Genomic DNA, 23,198 nt, shown 5'->3' with positions numbered 1-23,198 from the left:
AAAAAATAAACCATAAAGGCGGAATGGATGGAGAACATCAAGCAGGTAGTGATCGTCGGCGGCGGCACCGCCGGCTGGATGACAGCAGCGGCCCTGGCCCGCGTGCTGGGCGATAAAATCAAACTGACACTGATCGAGTCCGACGACATCGGCACCGTGGGCGTGGGCGAATCCACCATCCCCATGATCAAGCTGTTCAACTCCGTGCTGGGCATAGACGAAGACGAGTTTATGCGCGCCACCCAGGCCACCTTCAAGCTGGGTATCGAATTCAAGGACTGGGGCCGCATTGGCGACAGCTATATGCACGGCTTCGGCATCTTCGGCCAGGACCTGGCCACGCTGCCGTTCTACCAGTACTGGCTGCGCATGCAGCATGCCGGCAAGGCGCCGGACATCGAACACTACTCCATCAACCGCATGGCCGCCAAGGCCGGCAAATTCATGCGCGCCGACCGCTCGCACGGCAACTCGCCATTGGCCGATATCGTGCATGCCTTCCATATCGACGCCGGACTGTACGCGCGCTATCTGCGCCAGTATGCCGAAGCCAAGGGTGTATGCCGCATCGAAGGCAAAGTGGTTGACGCATTGACGCGCGCCTCGGATGGCCACGTCGATGCCGTCCGCATGGAAAACGGCGAGCTGATTGGCGGTGAACTGTTCATCGACTGCTCCGGCTTCCGCGGCCTGCTCATCGAACAGGCGCTGCACACCGGCTTTGAAGACTGGTCGCACTGGCTGCCATGCGATCGTGCCTACGCCGTACCGTGCGAACTGGGGAACGAACTGCTGCCTTACACGCGCGCCACCGCGCGCCCGGCAGGCTGGCAATGGCGCATCGGTTTGCAGCACCGCACCGGCAACGGCCATGTCTACTGCTCGAAATTCATGAGTGACGATGAAGCGGCCGGCATCCTCATGTCCAGCCTGGACGGCCGCGCACTGGCAGAGCCCAAACAGCTGCGCTTCACGGCGGGCAAGCGCAAACAGGTCTGGAACAGGAACGTGGTGGCGGTGGGACTGTCTTCCGGCTTCATGGAACCGCTGGAATCCACCAGCATCCACCTGATCCAGTCCACCATCGCGCGCCTGATTGCCTTTTTCCCGGACCAGGGCTTCAGCGCTGCGGACGTGGCGGAGTTCAACCGCCAGTGCGATTTCGAGGTGGAACGCATTCGCGACTTCCTGATCCTGCACTACCACGCCACGGAGCGCAACGACACACCGTTCTGGGACCATGTTCGCACCATGGACGTGCCGCAGTCGCTGCGCGACAAGATGGCCCTGTGGCGCAGCCGTGGCCGCATCGTGCGCGTCGATAACGAGCTGTTTGCGGAAGCTGGCTGGCTGCAGGTGCTGCAGGGCCAGCGCGTGCCGGTCGAGAGCTATCACCCACTGGCCGACCTGATGGACGAAAGCGAAGTCGCCAGCTACCTGCGCGACATCGCTTCCGTGATCGGCCAGTGCGTCAGCCAGATGCCGTCACACGCCGCTTACATCAAGGCGCGCTGCGCTTCGAAGTAAGACGGTAAAGCAGCGGCAGCACCAGCAGCGTCAGCGCGGTAGACGACAGGATGCCGCCTATGACGACAGTTGCCAGTGGCCGCTGCACCTCCGCACCGGTGCCGGTAGCAATCGCCATGGGGATGAAGCCCAGCGAAGCCACCAGCGCCGTCATCAGCACGGGACGCAAACGGCCCAGCGCACCTTCGCGGATCGCCTGTTCAACGGTGCGGCCATCTTCGCGCAACTTGCGGATGGCGGAAATCAGCACCAGGCCATTCAGCACCGCCACGCCGGACAAGGCGATAAAGCCCACCGCCGCCGAGATGGACAACGGTATGCCGCGCAGCGCCAGCGCCGCCAGGCCGCCCGTCAGTGCAAACGGAATGCCGCTGAACACCAGCAAGCCATCCTTCAGATTGCCGAACATCGCGAACAGCAGCAGCATCACCAGCGCCAGTGCTGCCGGCACCACGATCTGCAAACGCTGCGAAGCCGATTGCAGCTGCTCGAACTGGCCACCCCACGTGGTCCAATAGCCGGCGGGGATGGTCACCTGCTGCAAGCGCTGCTCCGCCTCCGCAACGAATGAACCGATATCGCGCCCGCGCACGTTGGCGCTGATGACGACACGGCGTTTGCCGTTCTCGCGGCTGATCTGGTTCGGCCCCGGTGCAATGGTGAACGTCGCCACCTCGCCCAGCGGGATGAAGTTGGCGCCGCCCGGCAGCGGCAACGGCAGACGGCGGATCGCCTCCATATCCGCACGCAGTGCATCCGGCAAGCGCACCACGATATCAAAGCGGCGATCCCCCTCAAACATGGTGCCGGCTTCCTTGCCGCCGATGGCGGTGGCAATCGCGTCCTGCACATCGCTGACGTTGAGGCCATAGCGCGCGGTCTTGCTGCGGTCGATATCGACGGTCAGCACCGGCAGGCCGCTGGTCTGCTCGATCTTCACCTCTTGCGCACCGCTCACCTTGCCCAGCATGGCGGCAATGCGCACAGCGGTACCGTTGAGCACATCGGCATCGTCGCCAAACAGCTTGACGGCGACGTCACTGCGCACACCCGATATCAGCTCGTTGAACCGCAGCTGGATCGGCTGCGAGAACTCGTAGGCATTGCCCGGCATTGCCGCCACGGTTTTCTGTATCGCCTCCAGCAGCTCGGCATGCGACTTCCGGGGCTTGGGCCATTGCGGCTCCGGCTTCAGCATGATGTAACCGTCCGAGATATTCGGCGGCATCGGATCGGATGCGATTTCCGCCGTACCCGTACGCGCAAAGACACGCTCGATTTCCGGGAACTTGCGCATCAGCGTCGTCTCGATCTGCTTCTGCATCTCAACCGACTGCGTCAGGCTGGTGCCGGGGATGCGCAGGGCCTGCATGGCGATGTCGCCTTCGTTCAGGCTGGGGACGAACTCACTGCCCATGCGCGTCGCCAGCAATAGCGACAGCGCCACCGCAATACCGGCAAAGCTCAGCACCACCGGAGTATTCGCCAGCGTGCGTTCCAGCATTGCGCCGTACCAGCGGTTGATGCGATGCGTCTCCTTCTCCACCACCCGGTCGCCAATAAACAGCGCCACGGCAGCGGGAATGAAGGTCACCGACAGGATCATCGCGCCCAGCAGCGCCATCACCACCGTCAGCGCCATCGGATGGAACATGCGGCCTTCCACGCCCGTCAGCGCAAAGATCGGCAGATAGACCACCATGATGATGAGCTGACCGAATAACAGCGGCCGGCGCGCTTCCCTGGCGGCAGCGAAGACTTCTTCGAACTTCTCCGCGCGTGTCAGCGGACGGCCCAGCGTCGCTTGCGCATGCGCCAGGCGGCGCACGCAGTTTTCAACGATGACCACCGCGCCGTCCACGATGATGCCGAAGTCCAGCGCGCCAAGGCTCAGCAGATTGGCGCTGACCTTGTACGCCACCATGCCGCTGAAGGTGAACAGCATGGACAAGGGGATCACCATGGCTGTAATCAATGCCGCGCGCAGGTTGCCGAGGAAGATAAACAGCACGGCAATCACCAGCACCGCGCCTTCCAGCAGGTTCTTTTTCACGGTGCGGATGGCTTTGTCCACCAGTGCGGTGCGGTCGTAGACGGTGATCGCCTCCACGCCTGGCGGCAGGCTGCGGTTGATGACGGCCATCTGCTGGTCCACGGCCTGCGACACGGCGCGGCTGTTCTGGCCGATCAGCATGAAGACGGTGCCCAGCACCACCTCACGGCCATTCTCCGTGGCCGCGCCGGTGCGCAGTTCGCGGCCGACGTCAACTTCCGCGACATCGCGCACGCGCACCGGCACGCCGCCCGCCGTGCGCAGCACGATGTTGCGGATATCTTCCAGCGAGCGTACCTGCCCCGGTGCGCGCACCAGCAGCTGTTCACCGCGTTTTTCGATGTAGCCGGCGCCGGCATTGCCGTTGTTACGCTCCAGTGCAGTCACCACATCCTGTAAGGTCAGGCCGTATGAGGCCAGCCGTTGCGGCTGCGGCGCCACATGATATTCCTTGGCGTAGCCGCCGATGGAATTGATCTCGGTGACGCCAGCCACGTTGCGCAGCTGCGGCTTGACGATCCAGTCCTGAATCTCACGCAGATCGGTTGGCGTGTACGGCGTGCCATCGGCTTTTTTTGCGTTCGGCTTGGCTTCCACCGTCCACAGGTAGATTTCACCCAGGCCGGTGGAAACAGGCCCCATCGACGGCGTGATCCCGGCAGGCAGTTGCGCGCGTGCTTCCTGCAAACGTTCGCTGACCATCTGGCGCGCAAAGTAGATGTCGGTACCGTCCTTGAATACCACGGTAATCTGCGACAGGCCATAACGCGACAGCGAGCGTGTCTGCTCCAGGCGCGGCAAGCCAGCCAGCACCGTCTCCAGCGGGAAGGTCACACGCTGCTCGACCTCCAGCGGCGAGTAGCCCGGCGCCGCCGTATTGATCTGCACCTGTACGTTGGTGATGTCCGGCACCGCGTCAATCGGCAGCTTTTGATAACTGTAGATACCTAGGGCAGCCATGCCCGCGACCAGCAGCAGGACCAGCCAGCGCTGATGGATGGCGTAGCGGATGATACGTTCAAACATAGTCGTCTCCCGTATCAATGTTCGTGTTCGGCGCTGTCTTTGCCCAGCTCCGCTTTCAGCACGTAGCTGTTGACGGCGGCATATTGCGCGCCTGCGGACAGACCTTGCAGCACCTCGGTAAGCTTGCCATCGCTGCGCCCCAGCGTCACCGTCTGCACCTGGAAGCCCCTGGCATTGCGCACGAAGATGGCGGACTTGCCGTCTATCGTCTGCACCGCATCCGCCGCCACTGTAACGGCAGCGGAGCTCAGGCCCGACTGCACATCGACATTGACGAACAGGCCGGGACGCCATGCGCCCTGCGGATTTTTCAGCGACACGCGCGCCTTGGCGGTGCGGGTCTGCTCACCCAGCAGAGCGCCGACATAGGTGATCTTGCCGCTGGCCTGGGCATCAAACGCGGACGCACGGACGATAACCGTTTCACCAACACGCACCCGGTTCAGATCCTGCGGCGGCACGGCGAAATCGGCCCATACGGTGGACAGGTCGGAGATGGTGAAGACGTTGGCGTCCTCCTTGATCGCCTCGCCAAGCGCCAGGTGCTTTTCCATCACAACGCCATCGAACGGTGCGCGCAATTCCAGCTGATTCAACTGATTCAAGTGCGCACCGCCAGCAGCGCCGGTACCCAGCACGCTGAGTTTCTGGCGCGCGTTCTGCACCGCGATTTCCGCTTCGCTCGCAGCCTGCTTTGCCTGCAGATAGTCCTGCTCGGCGGAGATCTTGTCTTGCCACAGTTTGCGTTCGCGCTCCAGCGTGGTGCCGGCCAGCGCCAGCCGGCGTTGTGCGGTCAGCAGTTCGCTGCGCTGTTCCGACAAGGCGCTGCTGGCGACTATCGCCAGCAACTGGCCACGCTTCACCGTCTCGCCCAGTTCCGCATGCACGGCGGTCACCACACCCGACAGCTTGGGCACCACGTGCGCGGTACGGTCTTCGTTGAAGCGGATTTCGCCTGGCAGCGTGAGGATGGTGCTGATTTGCGCCGGGCCGGCAGCGGCCAGCGTGATACCGGCCGCCTTGATTTGCGCCTCGCTCAACGCCACCGCCTCGACCGCAGCCGCGCCTTCGCGAGCAGTGGCCGGCTCGCCGTCCGCATGACCGTCATGCGCGCTTTCTGCACGCGGTTTGAGAATGAACGCCGCCAGCAGCAGCGCAATAGCCGCCATGGCGGCGATGGTAATGGTCTGTTTCTTATTCATGATCTGCTCCCAGAATGCGGGCGATGGCGGCTTGCGCGCGATGCGCGTCGGCCAGGGTGGTCAGGTAGTGGGACTGGGCTTGCAACAGCGTGCGCTGCGCGTCCAGCACATCGAGGAAGCCGAATTTGCCGTAGTCGAAGCCCGTGATGGCCGCGTCGTAGGCGCTTTGCGCGCCCGGCAGAATCTCGCTGCGCAGCGCCAGCGCCTGTGCGCGCGACGCGGCATACTCCTCGCGTGCCTGCGCCAACTCGGCCTCCAGCCGCGAAGCAGTCGCCGTCAGCTCGTCACGCGCCTTGTCGGCGCGGCGTGCCGTCTCCAGCACCGCGCCCTGATTGCGGTCGAACAGCGGCAGCGGCACGGAGATGCCAAATACCGCCTGCGTACGCCCCAGCTCCTCCGAACGCTTGCTGCCGATATTCACCGACACATCCGGCACGCGGCGCGACAGCTCCACCTTCGCCAGCGCCTGGCGGCGTTCCACTTCCGACCGTGCCACCTGCATGGCCGGCGCCTGCGCCAGCAACGCACGCTGCGCCGGCAGCGGCGCCAACTCGGGCAGCGCCTCGATCTCGCCCGCCACCTTCTCAAACACCGGCGCCGGATTGCCCCACATGGACGCCAGCCGCGCACGCGCCGTCACCAGCGCACTTTGCGCGCGGATCAGATCCAGCTTGACGGTGGATGCCGCCACCTGCGCCCGCGTCTCCTCCACCGGCGACACCTTGCCGGCCACCACACGGCGGCCAGTCGCCGCTGCCGCACGCTGCGCCAGCTCGGACGCCTTCTGCGCAAGACGTAACTGCTCCTGCGCCGCCAGCACCGCAAACCACGCCGCCGTAGTTTCAGAACGCACCTCGGCGCGACGCTGGACCAGCGCGGCCGCCGCACCTTCGCGTCCGCGCTGCGCCGCCTGCACCCGGGCCGAACGCTTGCCGCCCAGTTCCAGCGGCTGGCTCAGTTGCACCGTGGTTTCGCGCGTATCGCGCCGCGTATCGACGCGCTCCACGGTCAGCGAGGGATTGGGCAGCAAACCAGCCTGCTGCACCACGCCATCTTCCGCCGACAGTTCATGACGCGCCGCCGCCAGATCGGCATTGGCGCTATCCGCCAACGCCAGCGCTGCGGGCAGCGTCAATGGCGCAGGCGGCTCGATTCCGGCCTGCGCATAGGCAGACCATGCCGCTAGCCATAGCGGCAAAACAAATTTGTACATCGAATTCTCCAGTTAAAAGGATGGAATTCGACGAGACGTGACAGGGAATAGGAGATCAGGTCTCGCCGCGTTAAGCGACGAGGGACCAGTTGGGCCGTGGCGGCCCGTCGGCAATGTAGGAGTGGTAGCGCGGCACGCCGGACGGCGTGTACACGGCAGCCGGCGCAGCGGCCAGCACCGCATCGGCGCCGGACAGCGAGGCCTGCACCGCGTGGTGACAAACCTCGCAATCGCCATGCTTGGACAGCTTGCTCTTGTCCGCGCCATCATCGGCTTGCGACTGGTGCTGATGGCCATGGTGGCCAAAGTGCGTGACCTTGCTCGACTCGTGCTGGCAATAGACGGCCGCCATCGACCAGGAGTACTGGATAGGCAATATTGTCAGCAGCAGTATGAGCAGGATTTTTTTCACGCGGCTATTGTATCAGGGAGCTACATCGCCTGCTTTCTCGGCAAATGGCCGCGCCAGATTCACCAGCGACACCAGCGTCTTGCCCGGCTCCTCGTTGAACATCTCATGCGCCGAGTGCTCGAACCACACCAGCTTTTTCGACGGCGCCTGTATCGTCTCGAACCACTCGGCCGTCACGCTGGACGACACATTGTAGTCATGGCGTCCGTTGAAAATGATGATCGGGCAGCGGAACTGCGTCAGCTTGCTGAAATCGGTCGCCACCACATCGGCCAGCAGATGGCTGGCGGAGAAATCGCCGGCTTCCCAGATGGTTTTCAGCTCCGCATCCGAATATTCGGGCGCCAGCTTCACGGCCGCCGACTCGGCCTCAAAACCGCGGCGCGCATGCACCGCGCCGCCGTAGTAACCCAGCCATTTGCGCTGCGCGTACAGGTCCTTGAGCTGCACCGTCTGCCCTGGCGCGGCATAGGGCGCCAGCGCCTCCAGCTCGCGCACCGCCGGCTGGTTGCCGTCACGCCTTGCCGCATCGAGCGCGAAGCGCCAGCCGCGCCGCTCGCTCTCGGGCGAATTGGCGATCTGCCCCATGCCGATGTAGGCATGCAGCCACTCCGGATGGCGGCTGGCGATGTCCACGCCCAATGAGCTGCCCCAGGAATGCCCCATCAGGAAAATACGGTCTTTGCCGAATTCCTTGCGCAGCCATGTCACCATTTCTTCGGCATCGGCCAGCATGCGTGCGCGCGTCATGGTCGGCGCCACGGTGGCAGGATCGTTGGCGGCGTAGGTCTTGCCGGCGCCGCGCTGGTCCCACTGGACCACGGTGAAGTAGTCCTCCCAGCCACGCTGGAAATACCAGCTGGTCGGCATCGCCACATAACCCGGGCCGCCATGCACCATGAGCAGGATGGGATTGCGCAGGTCCGTGCCGCGTATCGTCACCGCCTGGTCGATGCCGCCGATACGCACCATCTGGCTGCGCTCCACGCCGCCGGGCGTCACCACGCGGCGCATCTCCGCGACGATCTGCACTGCTTCCGCGCGGTTGTTCGGTCCGGCCGCCTGCGCCAGACTGCATACCCCAACCAGCACCGCCGCCAGCCAATCACGCATTCCCATCGCTGCTCCCCCGACCAAGAAACGGCCATCTTAGCGTGATATCAATGTCAAGAGCGATTCCGCTCGCCTGATAACGGGTGGACGCCAATTGTTTTATAAAATCGAATGATTTGTGCAGAACATATCAATGGACCGCATGGCCATGCGGTTTCATACTTTGCTTATTCGGATTTGTAATAAGGAGTATGAAATGCGCAACAATATCCTGCCTGGCCTGCTGCTGTGTGCAGCCGTCACTGCCGCCGCCATCGGCCTGGAGCGCATCGAAGCAGCATTATTCGGCCGCGCCTGGCTGGAAAGCCTGGTGCTGGCCATCGTGCTCGGCACCGCCCTGCGCACCACCGTGCAGCTATCGCCGCGCTGGGACGCCGGCATCCACTTCAGCGCCAAAACCCTGCTGGAACTTGCCGTCCTGCTGCTGGGCGCATCGGTCAGTGCCGGGGCCATCCTTGCGAACGGCTGGACGCTATTGGCTGGCATCGCCGGCGTGGTGTTGCTGGCCATCGCCTGCAGCTACGCGATTGGCCGCCTCGGTGGCCTGCCCAGCAAACTGGCCATCCTGATCGCCTGCGGCAACTCCATCTGCGGCAATTCCGCCATCGCCGCCGTAGCGCCGGTGATTGATGCGGATGGCGAGGACGTTGCCGCCTCCATCTCCTTCACCGCCGTGCTGGGCGTGATTGTGGTGCTGACCTTGCCGCTGATGATGCCGCTGCTGTCGCTGTCCGCCATGCAGTACGGCGTGTTTGCCGGCCTGACCGTGTACGCCGTGCCGCAAGTGCTGGCCGCCACCAGCGCCGTATCGCTGACCAGCGCCCACATCGGCACACTGGTCAAACTGGTCCGCGTGCTGATGCTCGGGCCGGTCGTGCTGCTACTGTCCCTGTTCGGTCCACGCAGCGAACGCCAGCGCCCGCAACTGTCGCACCTGCTGCCATGGTTCATCGTCGGCTTCCTGACGCTGATGGCGCTGCGTTCCTTCGACCTGCTGCCGCAAGCGCTGCTGGCGCCAACCCACATCGCCGCCAATGCGCTGACCGTGATGTCCATGGCGGCATTGGGCCTGGGTGTCGATGCGAGCTCTGTGCTGCGCGCCGGTGGCCGGGTTACCATGGTCGTGGTGCTGTCCCTGCTGGCACTGTCGGCCATCAGCCTGGGACTGATCCATTTTCTGCATATCGCTTAAGGAATCCGTATGACGCTGGAACAGCTGCGTATCTTCATTGCCGTCGCCGAGCGCGAGCACCTGACGCAGGCGGCCGATGCCCTGGCGCTGACACCCTCCGCCGTCAGCGCCTCCATACGCGCGCTGGAAGAGCGCTACGACACGCCGCTCTTCCACCGCATGGGGCGCGGCATCCAGCTCAATGACGCCGGACGCCTGTTCCTGGCCGAAGCACGCGCCACGCTGGCCGCCGCCCGCAACGCCGAACTGACGCTGACCGAACTGGCGGGCCTGCAACGCGGCGCACTGGCCGTCCACGCCAGCCAGACCATCGCCAGCTACTGGCTGCCGCCATTGCTGCTGGCTTTCCACCAGCAGTATCCGCTGATTACACTCAGCCTCACCATCGGCAACACCAGCAGCGTGGCGCAAGCGGTGCGTGAAGGGATGGCCGATCTCGGTCTGGTGGAAGATGGCGTGGACGAGCCGGAGCTGGCCACCACCACCGTGGCGCAGGACGACATCGTCGCGGTCGTGGCTCCCGGCCATCCATGGGCCGATGGCCGCGCGGTGGACGCGGATGCGCTGCGTAACGCCGAGTGGATCATGCGCGAGCCAGGCTCCGGCACCCGCTCCGCATTCGAGGCGCGGCTGGCTGCCATGGGCATCATGCCGGCGCAGCTGCGCGTCGCGCTGGACCTGCCGTCCAACGAAGCAGTACGCAGCGCCGTGCTGGCGGGACCATATGCGGCAGTAGTGTCAGAACTCGTGGTGGCGCCGCATCTGCAGGCGGGCCTGCTGCGCAAGGTGAATCTGGACCTGCCGCCACGGCCATTCTCGCTGCTGCATCACCGCCAGCGTCACCAGAGCCGTGCGGCGCAAGCCCTGACGGAGCTGCTCAAGCGTCCAGCGTCTTGAACAATTCGTCCAGCACTGCTTCGCGACGCGCCACCCAGTCCTTGCTGTAGACGCGCGCGATACGCCAGCCAGCGCCGGACAGCAAATCCGGCTGCTGCAGGTAGCGCTCGATCAGATCCGGCGCGGCGTAGTGGGTATCGGTGTCCACCAGAATACCCAGGCGATATGCGCTGTCGCCCTGGCGGCGTACACCGAGGTCACAACGCAGGCTGGATTCGCCAATATCTGTGTCCACGAGATAGCCGCGCTGCTGCAAGACCTGCTGCAACCGCACCACCACCGGATGATGTTCCGTCTGCCGCCGCACGCGGTGCTTACCGCCCAACAGCTCAATCACCTGCCGCGCACCCGGCTGATCGCCGATGGATGACAACTCGGCAAACTGCAGGTAGGCCTTGAGCGCAAAGGCGCCAGGGTTGTAGTCGTTGCGGATGTCGGTATGCTTGACGCTCGACACCAGGAACATATGCCGCTTCGCGCGCGAAAACACCACGTTCAGACGCTTCTCGCCGCCAGCACGGTTGATCGGACCAAAATTCATCAGCATCTTGCGCTGGGCATCGTAGCCATAGCAGACGCTCATGATGATGAGGTCACGCTCATCGCCCTGCACGTTTTCCAGGTTCTTGATGAACAGGCCGCAGAACTGGCCATCTTCCTCGCGTTCATAGGCCGCATCGAGCAGCGTTGAGAACCCGGCATCGGCGCTGGCCAGCGCGCGCAAGGCCTGGACGATTTCATCTTGCTGCGCCTCGGAGAACGCCACCACGCCCAGGGTCAGGGGACTGCCGCTGGCCAGCAGCTGGCGCACCAGCTGGGCAATATAGGCCGCCTCCGGCTGGTTGCGGCGGTCGCGATACAGGCCGTCGGACAGGAAATGGAAACTGATCGGCCGTTGCAGCGCCTGCGCCAATGCCGGCGCGACTTCCGCGCCATTTGCCATCACGATCGGCGCCGCCGGCTGCATCAGCGCGTGGTCCGGAATCGTCAGCAAGCTGCCTTCGTAGAAGCGATGGTTGGAGAAGGTAATCAAGGCCTCCGAACGGCTGCGGTAGTGCCATTGCAGCATGGTCGACGGCAGACTGCGCGCGGCCTGGTTCAGAAAGCTATCGCTGCTGAGGTCCGCCATCATCTCCTCATCCGCGTCATCGGGATCGTGCTGCGCGCTGAAGAAGTTCGTGGGCGGCAGCTGCATTTCATCGCCGACCACAATCACTTGCGGGCCGCGATACAGCGACGGTATGGCTTCCTCCACCGGTATCTGGCTGGCTTCGTCGAAGATCACGACATCAAAGTAATCGGCTTCCAGCGGCAGCGTGTCGGAGATCGATAATGGGCTCATCATCCACACCGGCTTGAGATCGCGCACCACCAGCCCGGAATGACTCGAGGCCAGCTCGCGGATAGCTTTGTAGCGCATCACCTTGGAAAATTCGTTTTCCAGTTCGCGGCGGCCGGCCGAGTAGTTCTTCTTGAACTCCTTCTGCTCGGCGCTCAACTGGCTTGCGCTGCTGTTGGCAATCGCCAGCTGCGCCAGGAACTGGTTACGCCGGCGCTCCAGAATAACGCGCGCGTTCAGCGCATGCAGTTCCCGCAGATGCGCGCTGAGTTGCGCGCACAACTGGTCCAGCTGGGCGCCGCTCTGGCGCGACAACGCCGCATTGTCACGGTAGACCTGCGCCAGCGAAGCGCGCGCCATCGCCAGTTCCAGCGCTTCCGGCTGGCCCGGCCAGGTGCGCGCGGCGTGCGCGAACGCCGCAGGGGTCTGATGCAGCGCTGTCAGGCCACTGGCCATCAGCGGCAGCCATGCACTGGCTTCACCGGTGGCCTCCAGTTGATCCAGCAATTGCGGTACGCTGAGGTGATCGAAGTCGACCCAGCCCGCATCCAGCGCACGGAACACCACGGTGCACAAATGCTCCAGCTCGACCAAGCCTGCCAGATCGGCATGGCGGCGGCTCGTCAGCTCGCGCTGGAACAGCAGCAGGGCCGGTGGCAGCGCGGCGTTCTGTGCGTGCAGCGCCTCCACCTGCGCCGAGAAGGCATCCACATCATCGACATGCCATTCGCTGTCGATCTCGCGCTGAACGGCGGCCAGCGCAGCGGTGGCCTGGTAATCCTGCTGCAGCCAGCGCAGGCAATCACTCCAGCGCGGCTTGACCGCATGCGCGCCCATGTCATACGCCGATTTGAACAACCGCCGCAGCTGCCACCATACGGGACTGAGAAAACCCAGCAGCTTCTGCTCCACCGCCGCCGCTTGCGGCAGCGCGATTTCCACTTCATCCGCGGTCGGCCGCACACGCCAGTGCGCGCTCTTGTCCGTGGCAGCAACCACCGCTTCACGCTGCGCCAGATACTGCTTGCGCAGCTTGAGGAAGGCGGCACTGCGCGGCAGATCTGCGTCCAGCAGCTCCGGCAGCTGGCGCTGCAGCAGCGGCCGCACCGCATGCAGATAGCCCGCCAGACGGCGCAACGCGGCCATGTCCTGCCACAGCTCCGCCGGCAAGGCCGACAGCGATGACTGCAGCTGCTGCAGCAACGGCAAAGCCTCTGCCGCCGCCGCACGCACGGCTGCCACCGGCTGTGGCGTCGCCAGCAACTGCGGATGCACATTGCGCAGCGGATGATGCGCCAGCACCGGGTCCTGCCCGGCGTCACGTAGGCGCGCCGCCAGGTCCAGCAGCATCGCGCCATTGCCGGCCCACTGCGCGTAGTCCGGCAACTCCATGGAAACGCTGGCGCCCTCGTCGACGCCGAGTATGGCGATGCGCTTGTACAGGTCGCGCAAGGGAATGCCGACATTCGCGTACGTCGCCGTCATCTCCGACGAGAACGCGGCCAGCTGCTCCTGTTCGCGGCCCGCCAGCGCCAGCAAGGCATTGCGCTGATGCTCGGCCTGTTCCGGCTCGGACACCGGCGCCATCCACGCTTCGTAGCAGGCTTTGAGGTCCATCACAAAGGCTTTCTTGTCGCCCTGCGAATCGTGAATCAACGCGCACAGTTTTTCCAGGCCGTGCTGCTGCAGGCGGTGGTAGACCACGTCGATCGCTGCGCGCTTCTCGCAGACGAACATGATGCGCTTGCCGCGCGCCACATAATCCGCGATCAGATTGGTGATGGTCTGCGATTTACCAGTGCCGGGCGGCCCCTGAATAATCATGCTGGCGCCACTGCGGGCGTGCGTTATCGCGCGGGCCTGCGTCGGGTCTTGCGGCACCACCGTGAATTGTCTGGCCAGGTCCGGCTGTTCCACCGTGTCGGCAAAGCTGCGGCGCGGCTCCAGCGAGAAGATGCCGTCGAACGCTGGGCTGGACAGGTTCTCGCGCAGCAGCGCGTTATAGTCCTGCACCAGCGACATCTTGCGGTAGTTGAAGTTGCCCAGCGTGAGCGCACACAGGTCAAACTCCCAGTCGTAGGGAGAACCTGCGCGGTCCTCATCGATCACGTACGTCTCGCCTTCGACCACGCCAGGTGCCGTCATGTACAGCGGGCGTGGCTTGCCGACCAGGTTGGCCAGCGGCGCCGGTTGCGGCTTGACGCGGTCAAGGAACAGCTGCACGCCGAGCGGATGGTAGGCAGACTTGTCGTAGCTGTATTCGAAATCGCCATGACTGCGGCGGGCCAGGCCACTGAGCTGCTTCTTGCGGCGACGCTCGAACTGGTCCAGGCGCGCCTTGGCCAGTTTGCGGATGACCTGAATCTGCGGACGCTCTATCTTGTGCAGCGTGATGCCCGGCTCCGACTGGCGGATCTGCTGTTCCAGCTGCGCATGGAAGGCATCCAGCGGCTGCTCCAGATCGACGGTTTCCGGCAGTTCCATGCCATACACCTGGCGCAGGACATGGCGCAGCACAGGATTGACTTCCGCCACCGACGTCGTCGCCTGCAGCTGATAGGTGTCACGCACACCCTTCTTGCGCGTAAGCGTCACTGGCAACAGCAGCAATGGCGTGGTGATGCGTTCGTTCTTGTCTTCCTTGAAGTTATGCCAGCGGAGCATGCACACGGCCAGCCGCAATTGCGAACAGCCGTACTCGTTCTGGTCACGCTGGGCCGCAGTGCGTATCGCATCCAGCTGCGATGGCAGGAACGGCAGGTCTTCAAAGCGCAGATACTTCTGTAACGGGATCGGCGCCTCGCTGCATACCTGCTTTGCCACGTCCTCATGCCAGTAGAACAGCTGCTCTTCCTTGATGTTGCGGACATCCAGCATCAGCGGGAACGAGCCAACCGTCAGGTTCAGCGTCTGCTGCGACTGGCGGAAGTACAGCAGCTTGTTGCGGCGCGATACCTCAAACAGGCGGTCGCGCAAATGCGCCTGCAGCTGGCGGTTGCGCGAACCTTCGCCCTGCGCGACCGCAGGCAGCGCTACCGGCGCATCCAGCACGCGGTAGTTGCGCAGCGTATGAATGACCTCTTGCAGGTCCGGCTCGCGACGGTGGCGCGACAGCTCAGTCATCCGCACAATCATGCGCGCCCAGACAGGATTCAGCCTGTCGTTCAAGGCAAACAGGTTATGGCGATGGGCGACGAAGCGCGCCAGATCCTCTTCCTGTGACAGGTTCAGCCGGCACGCGGCGCTGGCCAGCATCAGGCCCAGGACAAAGATATCGGTCAGCGGATCGTGGTGCGACCAGGTGTGCTCCCATGAGACATAGCCAGGCAGGTAGGCCGGTGCTTCGACACCCGTCCCCGTCTGCAGCGCGGCGATGCGCAGGTTGCGCGTTTCCTCGTCATCCTGATACAGGCGCGCGCTGATGGTCAGCGTGCTTTGCGGATCGAGTGCCGCGATTTTATCGTCGGCGCGTTGCGGCGCCGGCGCCAGCCCCTGCTCAAACCACAGCTGGTTGTAATCGAAACGCACACTCGCCACGCCCTTCAACGGCGCCACCTGATCCTGCGCGTGCAGCTGTGCTACCTGTTCAAACAGCGGCAGCAGCCAGGCCTGCAGGTCTTCGGTCTGCGGAGCGTCGTGCAGGCCGTTGAGGAAATCAAAAAAAACGGGGGCAGGAGTACTCATGGGCGATCGATATGGATGGGAATCACCATGGCGCGCAGTTTGGCCAGGGCGGTCTTTTTCAGCCTGGTTTCTTTCAGCACGGTGGTTTCAAAGGTGTCGCCGATGCCGAGTTGGTCGGCCAGTTGCAGCGCGGCGGCCATCGGCAGTTCTTCCAGCGTTGGGTCGACGCAGGCGAAATCCAGCAGGACAAAGGACAGATAGATATCCAGCTTGTGTGCATCCGGCAGCAGCACCTGGCCGACCGCGCCCAGATGCTGCGGCGCTGCGGCCTCGCCAGGCGTGAAGTCGTCCCAGTAGCGCCGGGCCAGCGCCTTGACGGCATCGCTGGCAAACCACGGTGAGGTCAGCAGGCTGGCGACCACGCTGCGGGTCAGCGCGGACAGGGCGACCTGGCCCGTGATATCCAGCGTATCCGGCTCCATGGCGCCGGCCAGCAGGCGATCAAGCGTGACATCCAGTTCCGGCGCAGCCGCAGCGTGCATCGCCAGCGCCTTGGCGCGGATGAAGGCTTGCGGGTGGCTGACAGCGTCGCTGACCACGCCATCGTGCGCCAGGATGCGTTCCGCCTGTTCCAGATAGCTGTCCACGTGCACCTGCTTGAGGCCAGTCTGGATCTTGACCAGGCTGGCGATGCACGGCGCGATGTCCTGGCACACGCGGTAGGCGCCGCGGTCCGCATAAATCTCCATGTACTGCTGATAGCGCAAGGCGGTGTAATGCCATTCGCCACGGCCCGGTTCTTCATCGGCGAGGCGTTCGACCAGGCGGCTGGCGATCCAGAAGCGGCCGCCATCCCGCTGCCACAATTCGTAGTGGGCCAGCTCGTGGCCGATCACGGCGCTCAGTTCGGCGTCATCCAGCAATTCCAGTACGGCGCCGCTGAAAATGATGTGGGCCGCATTATTTTCGACATAGATCGCGACGTTGATCTGCTCCGCGTGATTGGCCTGATACAGCGCCACCTCTGGCGCGATGTTGAGCCGCTGCGAGGCCTGCGCCACTGCCGCATGCAAGGCTGGATGTGCTTCCTGGCTCAATTGATAGGTGGTTTTCAGTAGATGCAGGCGTAAGGCGGGGTCTTGCTCCTGCCGTGAAGCGGCGATCCAGTTCCACAGTTCTGGCTCCCGCTGCTCCAGATAAGCGCAGACGGCAAGATGGTAGTTAGTCGGTTCCAATGGCGCCCAGGATACGGTCGTTTGCAAGGCTCCATGATAAGGCATTCTCAACATCCGCAGCGCCGCCCCGGCATCGGGCTCAACAGGAAATCAGACTGGTTTTATTGATGACATAATAAGCAGACCTGCTTCTATGACGGACCACCATGCGTACTGTACTCGCCAGCTCAACCCTGTTGCTAAATCTTCTGTTCGCCGCCAACATCGCGTCAGCCGATCAGGCTGAGCAAATGCCAGACGGGAACTGGCGCGATCCGGCACCAAGTGCAGAAGCCATCAAGCAGCTACTGGCCGATACGAAGAAAAACATGGTGCCGCTGCCTGCCGGTACGTTTGATATGGGCGATTGGGGTGCAGAAGTGAATGGTAGCGGCTTGCCATTTGATGGCAGTTCTGACTCCAAGCCTGTGCATAAGGTAACACTGAGTGCATTTTCAATCGGGAAGTATCCCATCACAATGGCAGAGTTCGATATCTTTACTGCAGCGCAGCGTTTGCCCCGTATCGCTCAGTCAGACGTCGAACAGAAACGCCGCAAGCCACGTAATCCTGCGGGCGTGAACTGGCAAGGCGCCAAAGACTACTGCACATGGTTGGCGAAACAATCCGGCGAGCCATATGATCTTCCCACTGAGGCGCAATGGGAATACGCCGCGCGCGGCGCTGGCAAGCGAAATTTGTATCCGACAAATAACGGCGAGTCGCAACCAGGGGTCAACCTTGCCTCCTACGAACAACGGAAATCGCTGGGGGGCTTAGTCGAGGTGGGGAGCTTTCCGCCCAATCCGGCAGGACTCCACGATTTTAGCAACGGCATCAGCGAATGGGTCCGGGACTGGTATGACGCTGGCTATTACGCAAACTCCCCAGTCCAAGATCCTGCTGGTCCTGCCAAAGGCTCGGTACATGTTTATCGCGGCTTCGCTGGTAGTTACTCGTCCGCGATGAGCATTAAACGTTGGTCCCGAAATAACGGCGATCAACATGGTACCTGGACCAGTTTTGGTAAAAACAAAGGCGATCCAGATCGTGAAGTCCCCTATGGGAAATATGCCGGCGTGGCTGGCACAGCTTTCCGGTGTGCGCTGCACACCACCCATTAAGCAAACATGGAGTGTTCTATTGCCAAAGAGGCAGTCTGGAACTCCGGTTCACTATTCCAGATAAAAGGCTGACTGAGCAATGGTTGCGCATCGGCCAGGCGCTGCTGGGCAGCGTTCAACGATGAGGAATAAACGCTATCGGCTAAACAAGCCTGAATCATCGCCATGCCAGTAGCTTCGCTTTGCTTATCACCCATAGCAAGCGTCATACGCTCAGCGACTGTATTCAGATGATTCAGCGTCTGAGGCGCGCCCAATGCCATCGCCATCAATCTCGGTGCTTCTCCACTGATGGCTGCATCGGGACTCAAGCCAGCGGCAGCGATTTGACGCGTGATCTGCCCCATCACTTCCGGCGGCGCATAGCTCAGCCAGCTTGCTGTTTCCAGCTCTAGTTCATGACGTATCCGGTTAAGAAATTCTTTGGCCTCATTGGTGCCATCTTTAAGTGCCCGATCGATTTTTTTTATCGTACTATCAAACTCTTTCTCAATAGTGTCTAACTGCTCATCGACAAATTGTTCCAGGCGGCGACCACCGGCCACGACCATATACTTCACTTTGCAATAGGCTTCATACGCATCCTGCTCAATCGCATCCCCAAGCTTGTGGTAATCAAGACGCTTGAGGTGATAAGCGACGCATTTGAAGAATTCGCCAATAGTCGCTGTGCCCGCTTCAAACTTCAACGAGCCCTCACCGCCTAAACCAAGACACGCACCGATCTTGGCATAGATGACGAATTTACCCTCCTCGTGCTTGATCGCAAACGCACCGCGCACGCCGATACCTGCCGTGCCCGCCACGCCGGTGTCGATTTTTGCCATGTCCTTGTATTCAGCAATCGCCTTGCCGGGCTTGACCTTGAGCGGTTTGCCATTGCTCTCCGCGCCTTCCGGGTTGAGCCATTGCAGCGCGCCTTTCGCGTCCAGGCCTGCGCGGGCGCCGGCAAACGCGTCCAGATCGCCGCTGGCGCCGACGCGTGCCTTGGCGCCGCTCTTTTTCTTGTTGGCTGGCGGGATGCCGCGGATGCCCTGCTTGCCGCCCGTCAGGCTGACCTCGATACCAAGCTCCACCGCCACGCTGGCGCCCACGCTGCCAGACAGGATGATGTCGCCATACAGCCGCCAATAGCCGAACTCCACCGTTTGTCCGGCGAGCTCTGCGGTCGCATGCCAGCCCGCATAATGCGGCAAGTACAGCTCGGTGTGCACACGGCCTTCGGCCACAGCAAACGCCGCTTTGGCATTGGCCTTGATGCCGCAGTCGGCCGACATCAAACCGCGCTTTATGCGGCTGGGCCAGTTGCGGTCGCGCTGGTCGAACAGATTGCCCTGGAAAGGTTTGAAGTTGACCGCCAGCCCGGCGCCAGCGGTATAGCGCATCAGCTGCGCATCCACCGACAGATCGATGTTGCGGTGTTCGTCCTTGGGGTCGTGGTTGAATTTCTTTTGCAGGTCATCCGTATTGCGCTCGATGAACTTGGCGATGTCGCCGTTCATGGTGCGCGCCCACTCGGACAGCACACCGGTGTATTCATCGGCATCGTCGGGCTTGAGCTTCCACTCTTTCTTGAAATCCTTGGACTGCGCCTTCTCGGCAATGCGGTGCTTGATTTCCTTGGTGTTGAGCTTGCCGTCCTTGAAGATCTTGTCCTTCTCGCGCTTGGCCTTTTCGCTTTCGACGAGATAGAGACGCTTTTCCGCCAGCACTTTCTTGATCTTGTCGCTGGTGACATAGATCGGCACACCCTTGTCTTTCTTGTCGTAGCGGCCCGCTTTCAGCGAAACCAGCTCGATCATCTTGTTACCGCCCTTGGCATCGAGCTTGTCGAGTGGCTCCAGCTTTTTCTTGACTTCGTCACTGGCCTGCTGCATCTCGTTGAGCGCCTTGTTGAGCTCGTCCTCCGCCTTCTTCATGTCGGCGGCGACATTGGCCTTTTGCGCAGCGCGCAGTACCACCGCCGCTTCGGTGACCTTCTTGTTGGCCTCTTGGAGCGCCGCGATCTTCTTGCTGTGTTCGTCGGCCTGGAAATGCAGGGCATTGAACTCAGGCGCAAACAGCGCCAGAAAGGCGTTCTGCTCCGGCCAGTACATCAACGCGCCTTCGCCTGCCGGCAGCTTGGCGGGAATGAAGGTGCCGGCGGGGATGTTGGTGGTGCCCTCCGCGTGCGGTTGCAGCGCCATCACGCCAGTGGTGGAAGAGGATGCGGAAGAATCCAGGCTCATGGTCGTACCATCTCAACAAAAATCAATCTTGGTTTAACAGGAACAGCTTGACCTGCTCCGCCTTGCTGGTGAACAGACGCTGGGTGCGGCCCTCGGCATCGGTAATGCCTTCGAGGATCTGGCCGCTGGCGGACTCCAGGCGGTAAGGCACATTGGCCATCGGCTCGCCCGTCTTCTCGTGGTTAAGCACAAAAGCTTCGTTGTAAAGGTCCTTGGCTTGCGGCAGCGCTGGCTTGCCGGCACTGCCGTCCGCAGGACCGGTCAGCTCCTTCATGCTGGCCTTGAACGACATGGTGCCCGGGCCGTGCACCAGGATGTTGCCGCCTTCAAGTTGCAGGTAGGCGCCCTGTGCCGTCAGCTTCACGTGCTGCTTGGCGGCCACGGTCACGCTCTTGCTGATGCTGGCCACCGTAATCAGCTTGTCGGCGGTGATGCTGGTCTGGTCCGACTGGCTCTGTACACTGACCTTGCCGCTGGCCGCGTGCAGGCGGATGCCGGTTTCCTGGTTCGGCTTGTCCGCGCTGCTGGCCTTGCCATAACTGAACAGGCTGATGCCATCCTTGACCAGATGCATGCTGTTCCCTTGCGCGACCTGGTTGATGTCCTGTCCCGCTGTCAGACTGGTGGTGGTGCCCGAACGCAGCACCGCACTGACCGGCGTCACGGCGGCAATGCCGGCCGGCGCCGATAGCTGCAGGTGCGGATTGCTGTAGGCCGTCACCTGCCCACTGCCGCCGCTGTCGCCGCCACTGCCATTGCCCGTGGTGGCGATCGCCTTGGCGCTGGCAGCCAGTTGCGCAATCGCTGGCAACTGATCCGGCGCCGGTTCCGCGCCCCCCTTGGCGGCCAGCCTGGCGTTCTGTTTTTGCGCCAGGTCCGCCATCGATATCTGCAACTGATTGCTTTGCTCGATCTGCGACTGCGCTTCGCGCGTGTCGAGCTGCTGGCCACTGCCGCCATTGCGCGCATCGGCCGACAGCAGCATGCCGCGCCCGGCCCGCAGTGCCGCACCGTGTTCAGTCTTGAGCTCGGCGCCGAAGCCCGCCGTTTGCAGGCGCTGGTTATCGGTCTGATGACGCAGATGTCCCAGGTTCAGCTCATCGGTGCCGCTGTGCGGTCCGGCGTGTCGCTGCAACGCCATGCGTGGCTCGCCGGGGCTGTCGTCAAACACCAGCTGGCTGTAGGCGCCGCTACCGGCCTGGCTGGACGCCATCGCCTGCGACTTCAGGCCCGACAGCACCGCACCGTGGGCGTAGGCATCGGCCACGCCAGGGAACCAGGCCGGGGCGTTACCGGTGGCCGCACCGGCGCCTTGCGCCACCTGATTGTTCTGCGCATCCTGCGCACCCTGGCCGTTGTAGACGCTGCCGATCACCACCGGGCGATCGATATTCCCGTCAAGGAAATCAATCAGCACCTCGCTGCCGATGCGCGGCACCGCTACCGTGCCCCAGTTGGCGCCCGCCACCGGCGCCAGCGGCGTGGCGATCCGCACCCAGGTGCCGGCGCTATCGTCGCCCGGCGCGCCGCTGTGGCCGTCATTCGGATGATTCAAACGGCTATGGCTTTGCTCGCCGCGCTGCCAGTGGAACTGCACCTTGATGCGGTGATCGCGGTCGGTATGGATCACCGCGCCTTGCGGCCCGACCACCACCGCCGTCTGCTGGCCCTGCACCGTAGGCTTGGGATGCAGCAGCACGCCATGACCATCGACCGAACTGGCGCGGAAAGGCACCTTGCTGCGGATGGCATCGATACGGTTGCGGTAGAGCGGACGTTCGGCAATCGCCTCGCCAACGGCGTGCAGGCTGCTGCTGTCCTGCTCCTCATTGATGGCCTTGGCCAGCGCACCCAGGCCCAGCGCCTTGACCACTGCACTGGCAATATCCGCGCTGAGGTTGTTATGCGCCATGTGGACCACCCGTAGCACCACGAATTGGCGGTCGCTTTCTTCGCCGGCATCCAGCTGGGCCTGGCCGGTCAGCGTGAAAGTGGTGCCCGGTATCAGCGTACGCACCGTGCCGGCGCCGGTATGCACTTCGCGCCCCGCTTCCAGCGCCTCCAGCTGGCGGTCGGCCACCCGCTGGCCGTGCTCGCGTGACGTATAGGCGTAGGCACCGGGCGTATCGCGGCTGATCGGGGCATCGGTTGCGGTCGCGCTGGATGCGGTCACCGGACGCATGCTGAGGCTGCGATAATCCCAGCTGCCGAGGGCCAGGCCGCCGACCGTCCAGTGCAGCGCGGTGCGCCAGCGGTCCATGGCATCCACGCTCATCACGGCGCCCGGCTGGGTGAAGCGGATCAACGGCTCAGGATTCGGCTGGAAGGCATCGTTGTGGTCGGCAATCACCATCGTATGACTGCCGAACGACGGGCTGGCCGGATCGCCGTCGTGCTCGAAATAGTAAAACAGACCCTCTTCCTGCATAAGCCGCTCGGCAAAAGCCAGATTGGATTCCTGGTACTGGCAGGTCAGTGAGCGCTTGGGGTAGACGCTGCGGTCCGCCACCTCATAACGCCAGGCCGGCGCCAGCTTGCCAACTTCTTTCCAGCCAGAAAAGATCGCATCGAGAATATCCAGCACCGTCTGGTCCTGGAAGATACGGCTATCGCGGCCGGCAGCCATAAAGGCGTACCATGGGCCGATGGTGATTTCATAGCGCGCCAGGCCACCATCCGCCCCCATCGCGCGGGCGCTGGTCACGTGACCGTGAAAAGCACGCATCTGCCCCGGCAGGGTGGTCTGCAGCTGCAGCAGCACCGGCTGGCCAATTAATGTCTTGAGAGAAATACCCGGATCAGGCGACAATGCAGCGACCGTCAGTGCATAGGGCTGGCTGATCGCCTCCTCGCCGCGCAGGCACTCGACCACCAGCGCATCCGCGCCGAGCGGCGTGGACAACTGGAGCAGGCGCGTGTCTTGGGTAAGACGATTCAGCAGTGCTAGCATGACGGAAACCTCCGGTAAAACCGATAAAAAACGTTAAAATTACTTTTTTGACACGATATTAAGCCTGAGTTTGCTCAGCTGAGC

The 23,198-nt window shown here is 62.9% G+C and carries 13 protein-coding genes; 4 read left to right on the top strand and 9 right to left on the bottom strand.

Annotated features, from left to right (window positions below; all coding sequences use genetic code 11):
* Positions 1 to 27 precede the first annotated feature (27 nt).
* Positions 28 to 1,527 (top strand): tryptophan halogenase family protein, encoded by a 1,500-nt coding sequence (locus GTP58_RS14505; protein WP_161078035.1) that lies wholly within the window; start codon positions 28 to 30, stop codon positions 1,525 to 1,527.
* On the opposite strand, the gene GTP58_RS14500 is transcribed toward GTP58_RS14505, so the two are convergent.
* From GTP58_RS14500 to GTP58_RS14480, 5 genes are all read right to left on the bottom strand, one after another.
* On the bottom strand, positions 1,502 to 4,606 hold the full coding sequence (locus GTP58_RS14500; protein WP_161078034.1) for an efflux RND transporter permease subunit: 3,105 nt from the start codon (positions 4,604 to 4,606) through the stop codon (positions 1,502 to 1,504). The genes GTP58_RS14505 and GTP58_RS14500 overlap by 26 nt on opposite strands.
* A gap of 14 nt (positions 4,607 to 4,620) precedes the next feature.
* Positions 4,621 to 5,808, bottom strand: coding sequence for an efflux RND transporter periplasmic adaptor subunit (locus tag GTP58_RS14495; RefSeq protein WP_161078033.1), 1,188 nt, complete (start codon positions 5,806 to 5,808; stop codon positions 4,621 to 4,623).
* Entirely contained in the window at positions 5,801 to 7,021 is a 1,221-nt protein-coding gene (locus GTP58_RS14490; RefSeq protein WP_161078032.1) for a TolC family protein, read from the bottom strand. The genes GTP58_RS14495 and GTP58_RS14490 overlap by 8 nt, the downstream gene beginning before the upstream one ends.
* Before the next feature lie 70 nt (positions 7,022 to 7,091).
* On the bottom strand, positions 7,092 to 7,433 hold the full coding sequence (locus tag GTP58_RS14485; protein ID WP_161078031.1) for a DUF2946 family protein: 342 nt from the start codon (positions 7,431 to 7,433) through the stop codon (positions 7,092 to 7,094).
* Between the two features lie 12 nt (positions 7,434 to 7,445).
* Complete coding sequence (locus tag GTP58_RS14480) at positions 7,446 to 8,552, bottom strand: alpha/beta hydrolase (RefSeq protein ID WP_161078030.1); 1,107 nt, start codon at positions 8,550 to 8,552, stop codon at positions 7,446 to 7,448.
* 190 nt (positions 8,553 to 8,742) lie between these two features.
* Between GTP58_RS14480 and GTP58_RS14475 the strand changes: the two genes are divergently transcribed.
* The gene (locus GTP58_RS14475; protein WP_202413668.1) at positions 8,743 to 9,738 is read left to right on the top strand and encodes a YeiH family protein; all 996 of its coding nucleotides are present in this window, start codon (positions 8,743 to 8,745) and stop codon (positions 9,736 to 9,738) included.
* Between the two features lie 9 nt (positions 9,739 to 9,747).
* A complete protein-coding gene (locus GTP58_RS14470) occupies positions 9,748 to 10,635 on the top strand; it encodes a LysR family transcriptional regulator (protein WP_161078028.1) in 888 nt (295 codons plus the stop codon).
* Here the strand turns inward: GTP58_RS14470 and GTP58_RS14465 are convergent.
* Both GTP58_RS14465 and GTP58_RS14460 read right to left on the bottom strand, forming a co-directional pair.
* Entirely contained in the window at positions 10,616 to 15,658 is a 5,043-nt protein-coding gene (locus GTP58_RS14465) for an AAA domain-containing protein (protein WP_161078027.1), read from the bottom strand. The genes GTP58_RS14470 and GTP58_RS14465 overlap by 20 nt on opposite strands.
* Positions 15,655 to 16,860: a M48 family metalloprotease gene (locus GTP58_RS14460; RefSeq protein ID WP_161078026.1), complete on the bottom strand. Its 1,206-nt coding sequence runs from the start codon at positions 16,858 to 16,860 to the stop codon at positions 15,655 to 15,657. The genes GTP58_RS14465 and GTP58_RS14460 overlap by 4 nt, the downstream gene beginning before the upstream one ends.
* Before the next feature lie 119 nt (positions 16,861 to 16,979).
* On the opposite strand from GTP58_RS14460, the gene GTP58_RS14455 reads away from it, so the two are divergent.
* Positions 16,980 to 17,936 (top strand): SUMF1/EgtB/PvdO family nonheme iron enzyme, encoded by a 957-nt coding sequence (locus GTP58_RS14455; protein ID WP_161078025.1) that lies wholly within the window; start codon positions 16,980 to 16,982, stop codon positions 17,934 to 17,936.
* Here the strand turns inward: GTP58_RS14455 and GTP58_RS14450 are convergent.
* Positions 17,933 to 20,164 (bottom strand): hypothetical protein, encoded by a 2,232-nt coding sequence (locus tag GTP58_RS14450; RefSeq protein ID WP_161078024.1) that lies wholly within the window; start codon positions 20,162 to 20,164, stop codon positions 17,933 to 17,935. The two genes, GTP58_RS14455 and GTP58_RS14450, sit on opposite strands and share 4 nt — an antisense overlap.
* A gap of 22 nt (positions 20,165 to 20,186) precedes the next feature.
* A complete protein-coding gene (locus GTP58_RS14445) occupies positions 20,187 to 23,114 on the bottom strand; it encodes a type VI secretion system Vgr family protein (protein ID WP_161078023.1) in 2,928 nt (975 codons plus the stop codon).
* Positions 23,115 to 23,198: the final 84 nt, after the last annotated feature.

Source organism: Duganella sp. CY15W (assembly GCF_009857555.1).
Lineage (GTDB): Bacteria > Pseudomonadota > Gammaproteobacteria > Burkholderiales > Burkholderiaceae_D > Rugamonas > Rugamonas sacchari.
This window is presented reverse-complemented; position numbering and strand designations above follow the sequence as displayed.

What these genes read in the sequence shown, in the direction of transcription:
- GTP58_RS14505 (WP_161078035.1), top strand. Translation starts at nt 28, where the DNA reads ATGGAGAACATCAAGCAGGTAGTGATCGTCGGCGGCGGCACCGCCGGC.
- GTP58_RS14500 (WP_161078034.1), bottom strand. Translation starts at nt 4,606, where the DNA reads ATGTTTGAACGTATCATCCGCTACGCCATCCATCAGCGCTGGCTGGTC.
- GTP58_RS14495 (WP_161078033.1), bottom strand. Translation starts at nt 5,808, where the DNA reads ATGAATAAGAAACAGACCATTACCATCGCCGCCATGGCGGCTATTGCG.
- GTP58_RS14490 (WP_161078032.1), bottom strand. Translation starts at nt 7,021, where the DNA reads ATGTACAAATTTGTTTTGCCGCTATGGCTAGCGGCATGGTCTGCCTAT.
- GTP58_RS14480 (WP_161078030.1), bottom strand. Translation starts at nt 8,552, where the DNA reads ATGGGAATGCGTGATTGGCTGGCGGCGGTGCTGGTTGGGGTATGCAGT.
- GTP58_RS14475 (WP_202413668.1), top strand. Translation starts at nt 8,743, where the DNA reads ATGCGCAACAATATCCTGCCTGGCCTGCTGCTGTGTGCAGCCGTCACT.
- GTP58_RS14470 (WP_161078028.1), top strand. Translation starts at nt 9,748, where the DNA reads ATGACGCTGGAACAGCTGCGTATCTTCATTGCCGTCGCCGAGCGCGAG.
- GTP58_RS14465 (WP_161078027.1), bottom strand. Translation starts at nt 15,658, where the DNA reads ATGAGTACTCCTGCCCCCGTTTTTTTTGATTTCCTCAACGGCCTGCAC.
- GTP58_RS14455 (WP_161078025.1), top strand. Translation starts at nt 16,980, where the DNA reads ATGCGTACTGTACTCGCCAGCTCAACCCTGTTGCTAAATCTTCTGTTC.
- GTP58_RS14450 (WP_161078024.1), bottom strand. Translation starts at nt 20,164, where the DNA reads ATGAGCCTGGATTCTTCCGCATCCTCTTCCACCACTGGCGTGATGGCG.
- GTP58_RS14445 (WP_161078023.1), bottom strand. Translation starts at nt 23,114, where the DNA reads ATGCTAGCACTGCTGAATCGTCTTACCCAAGACACGCGCCTGCTCCAG.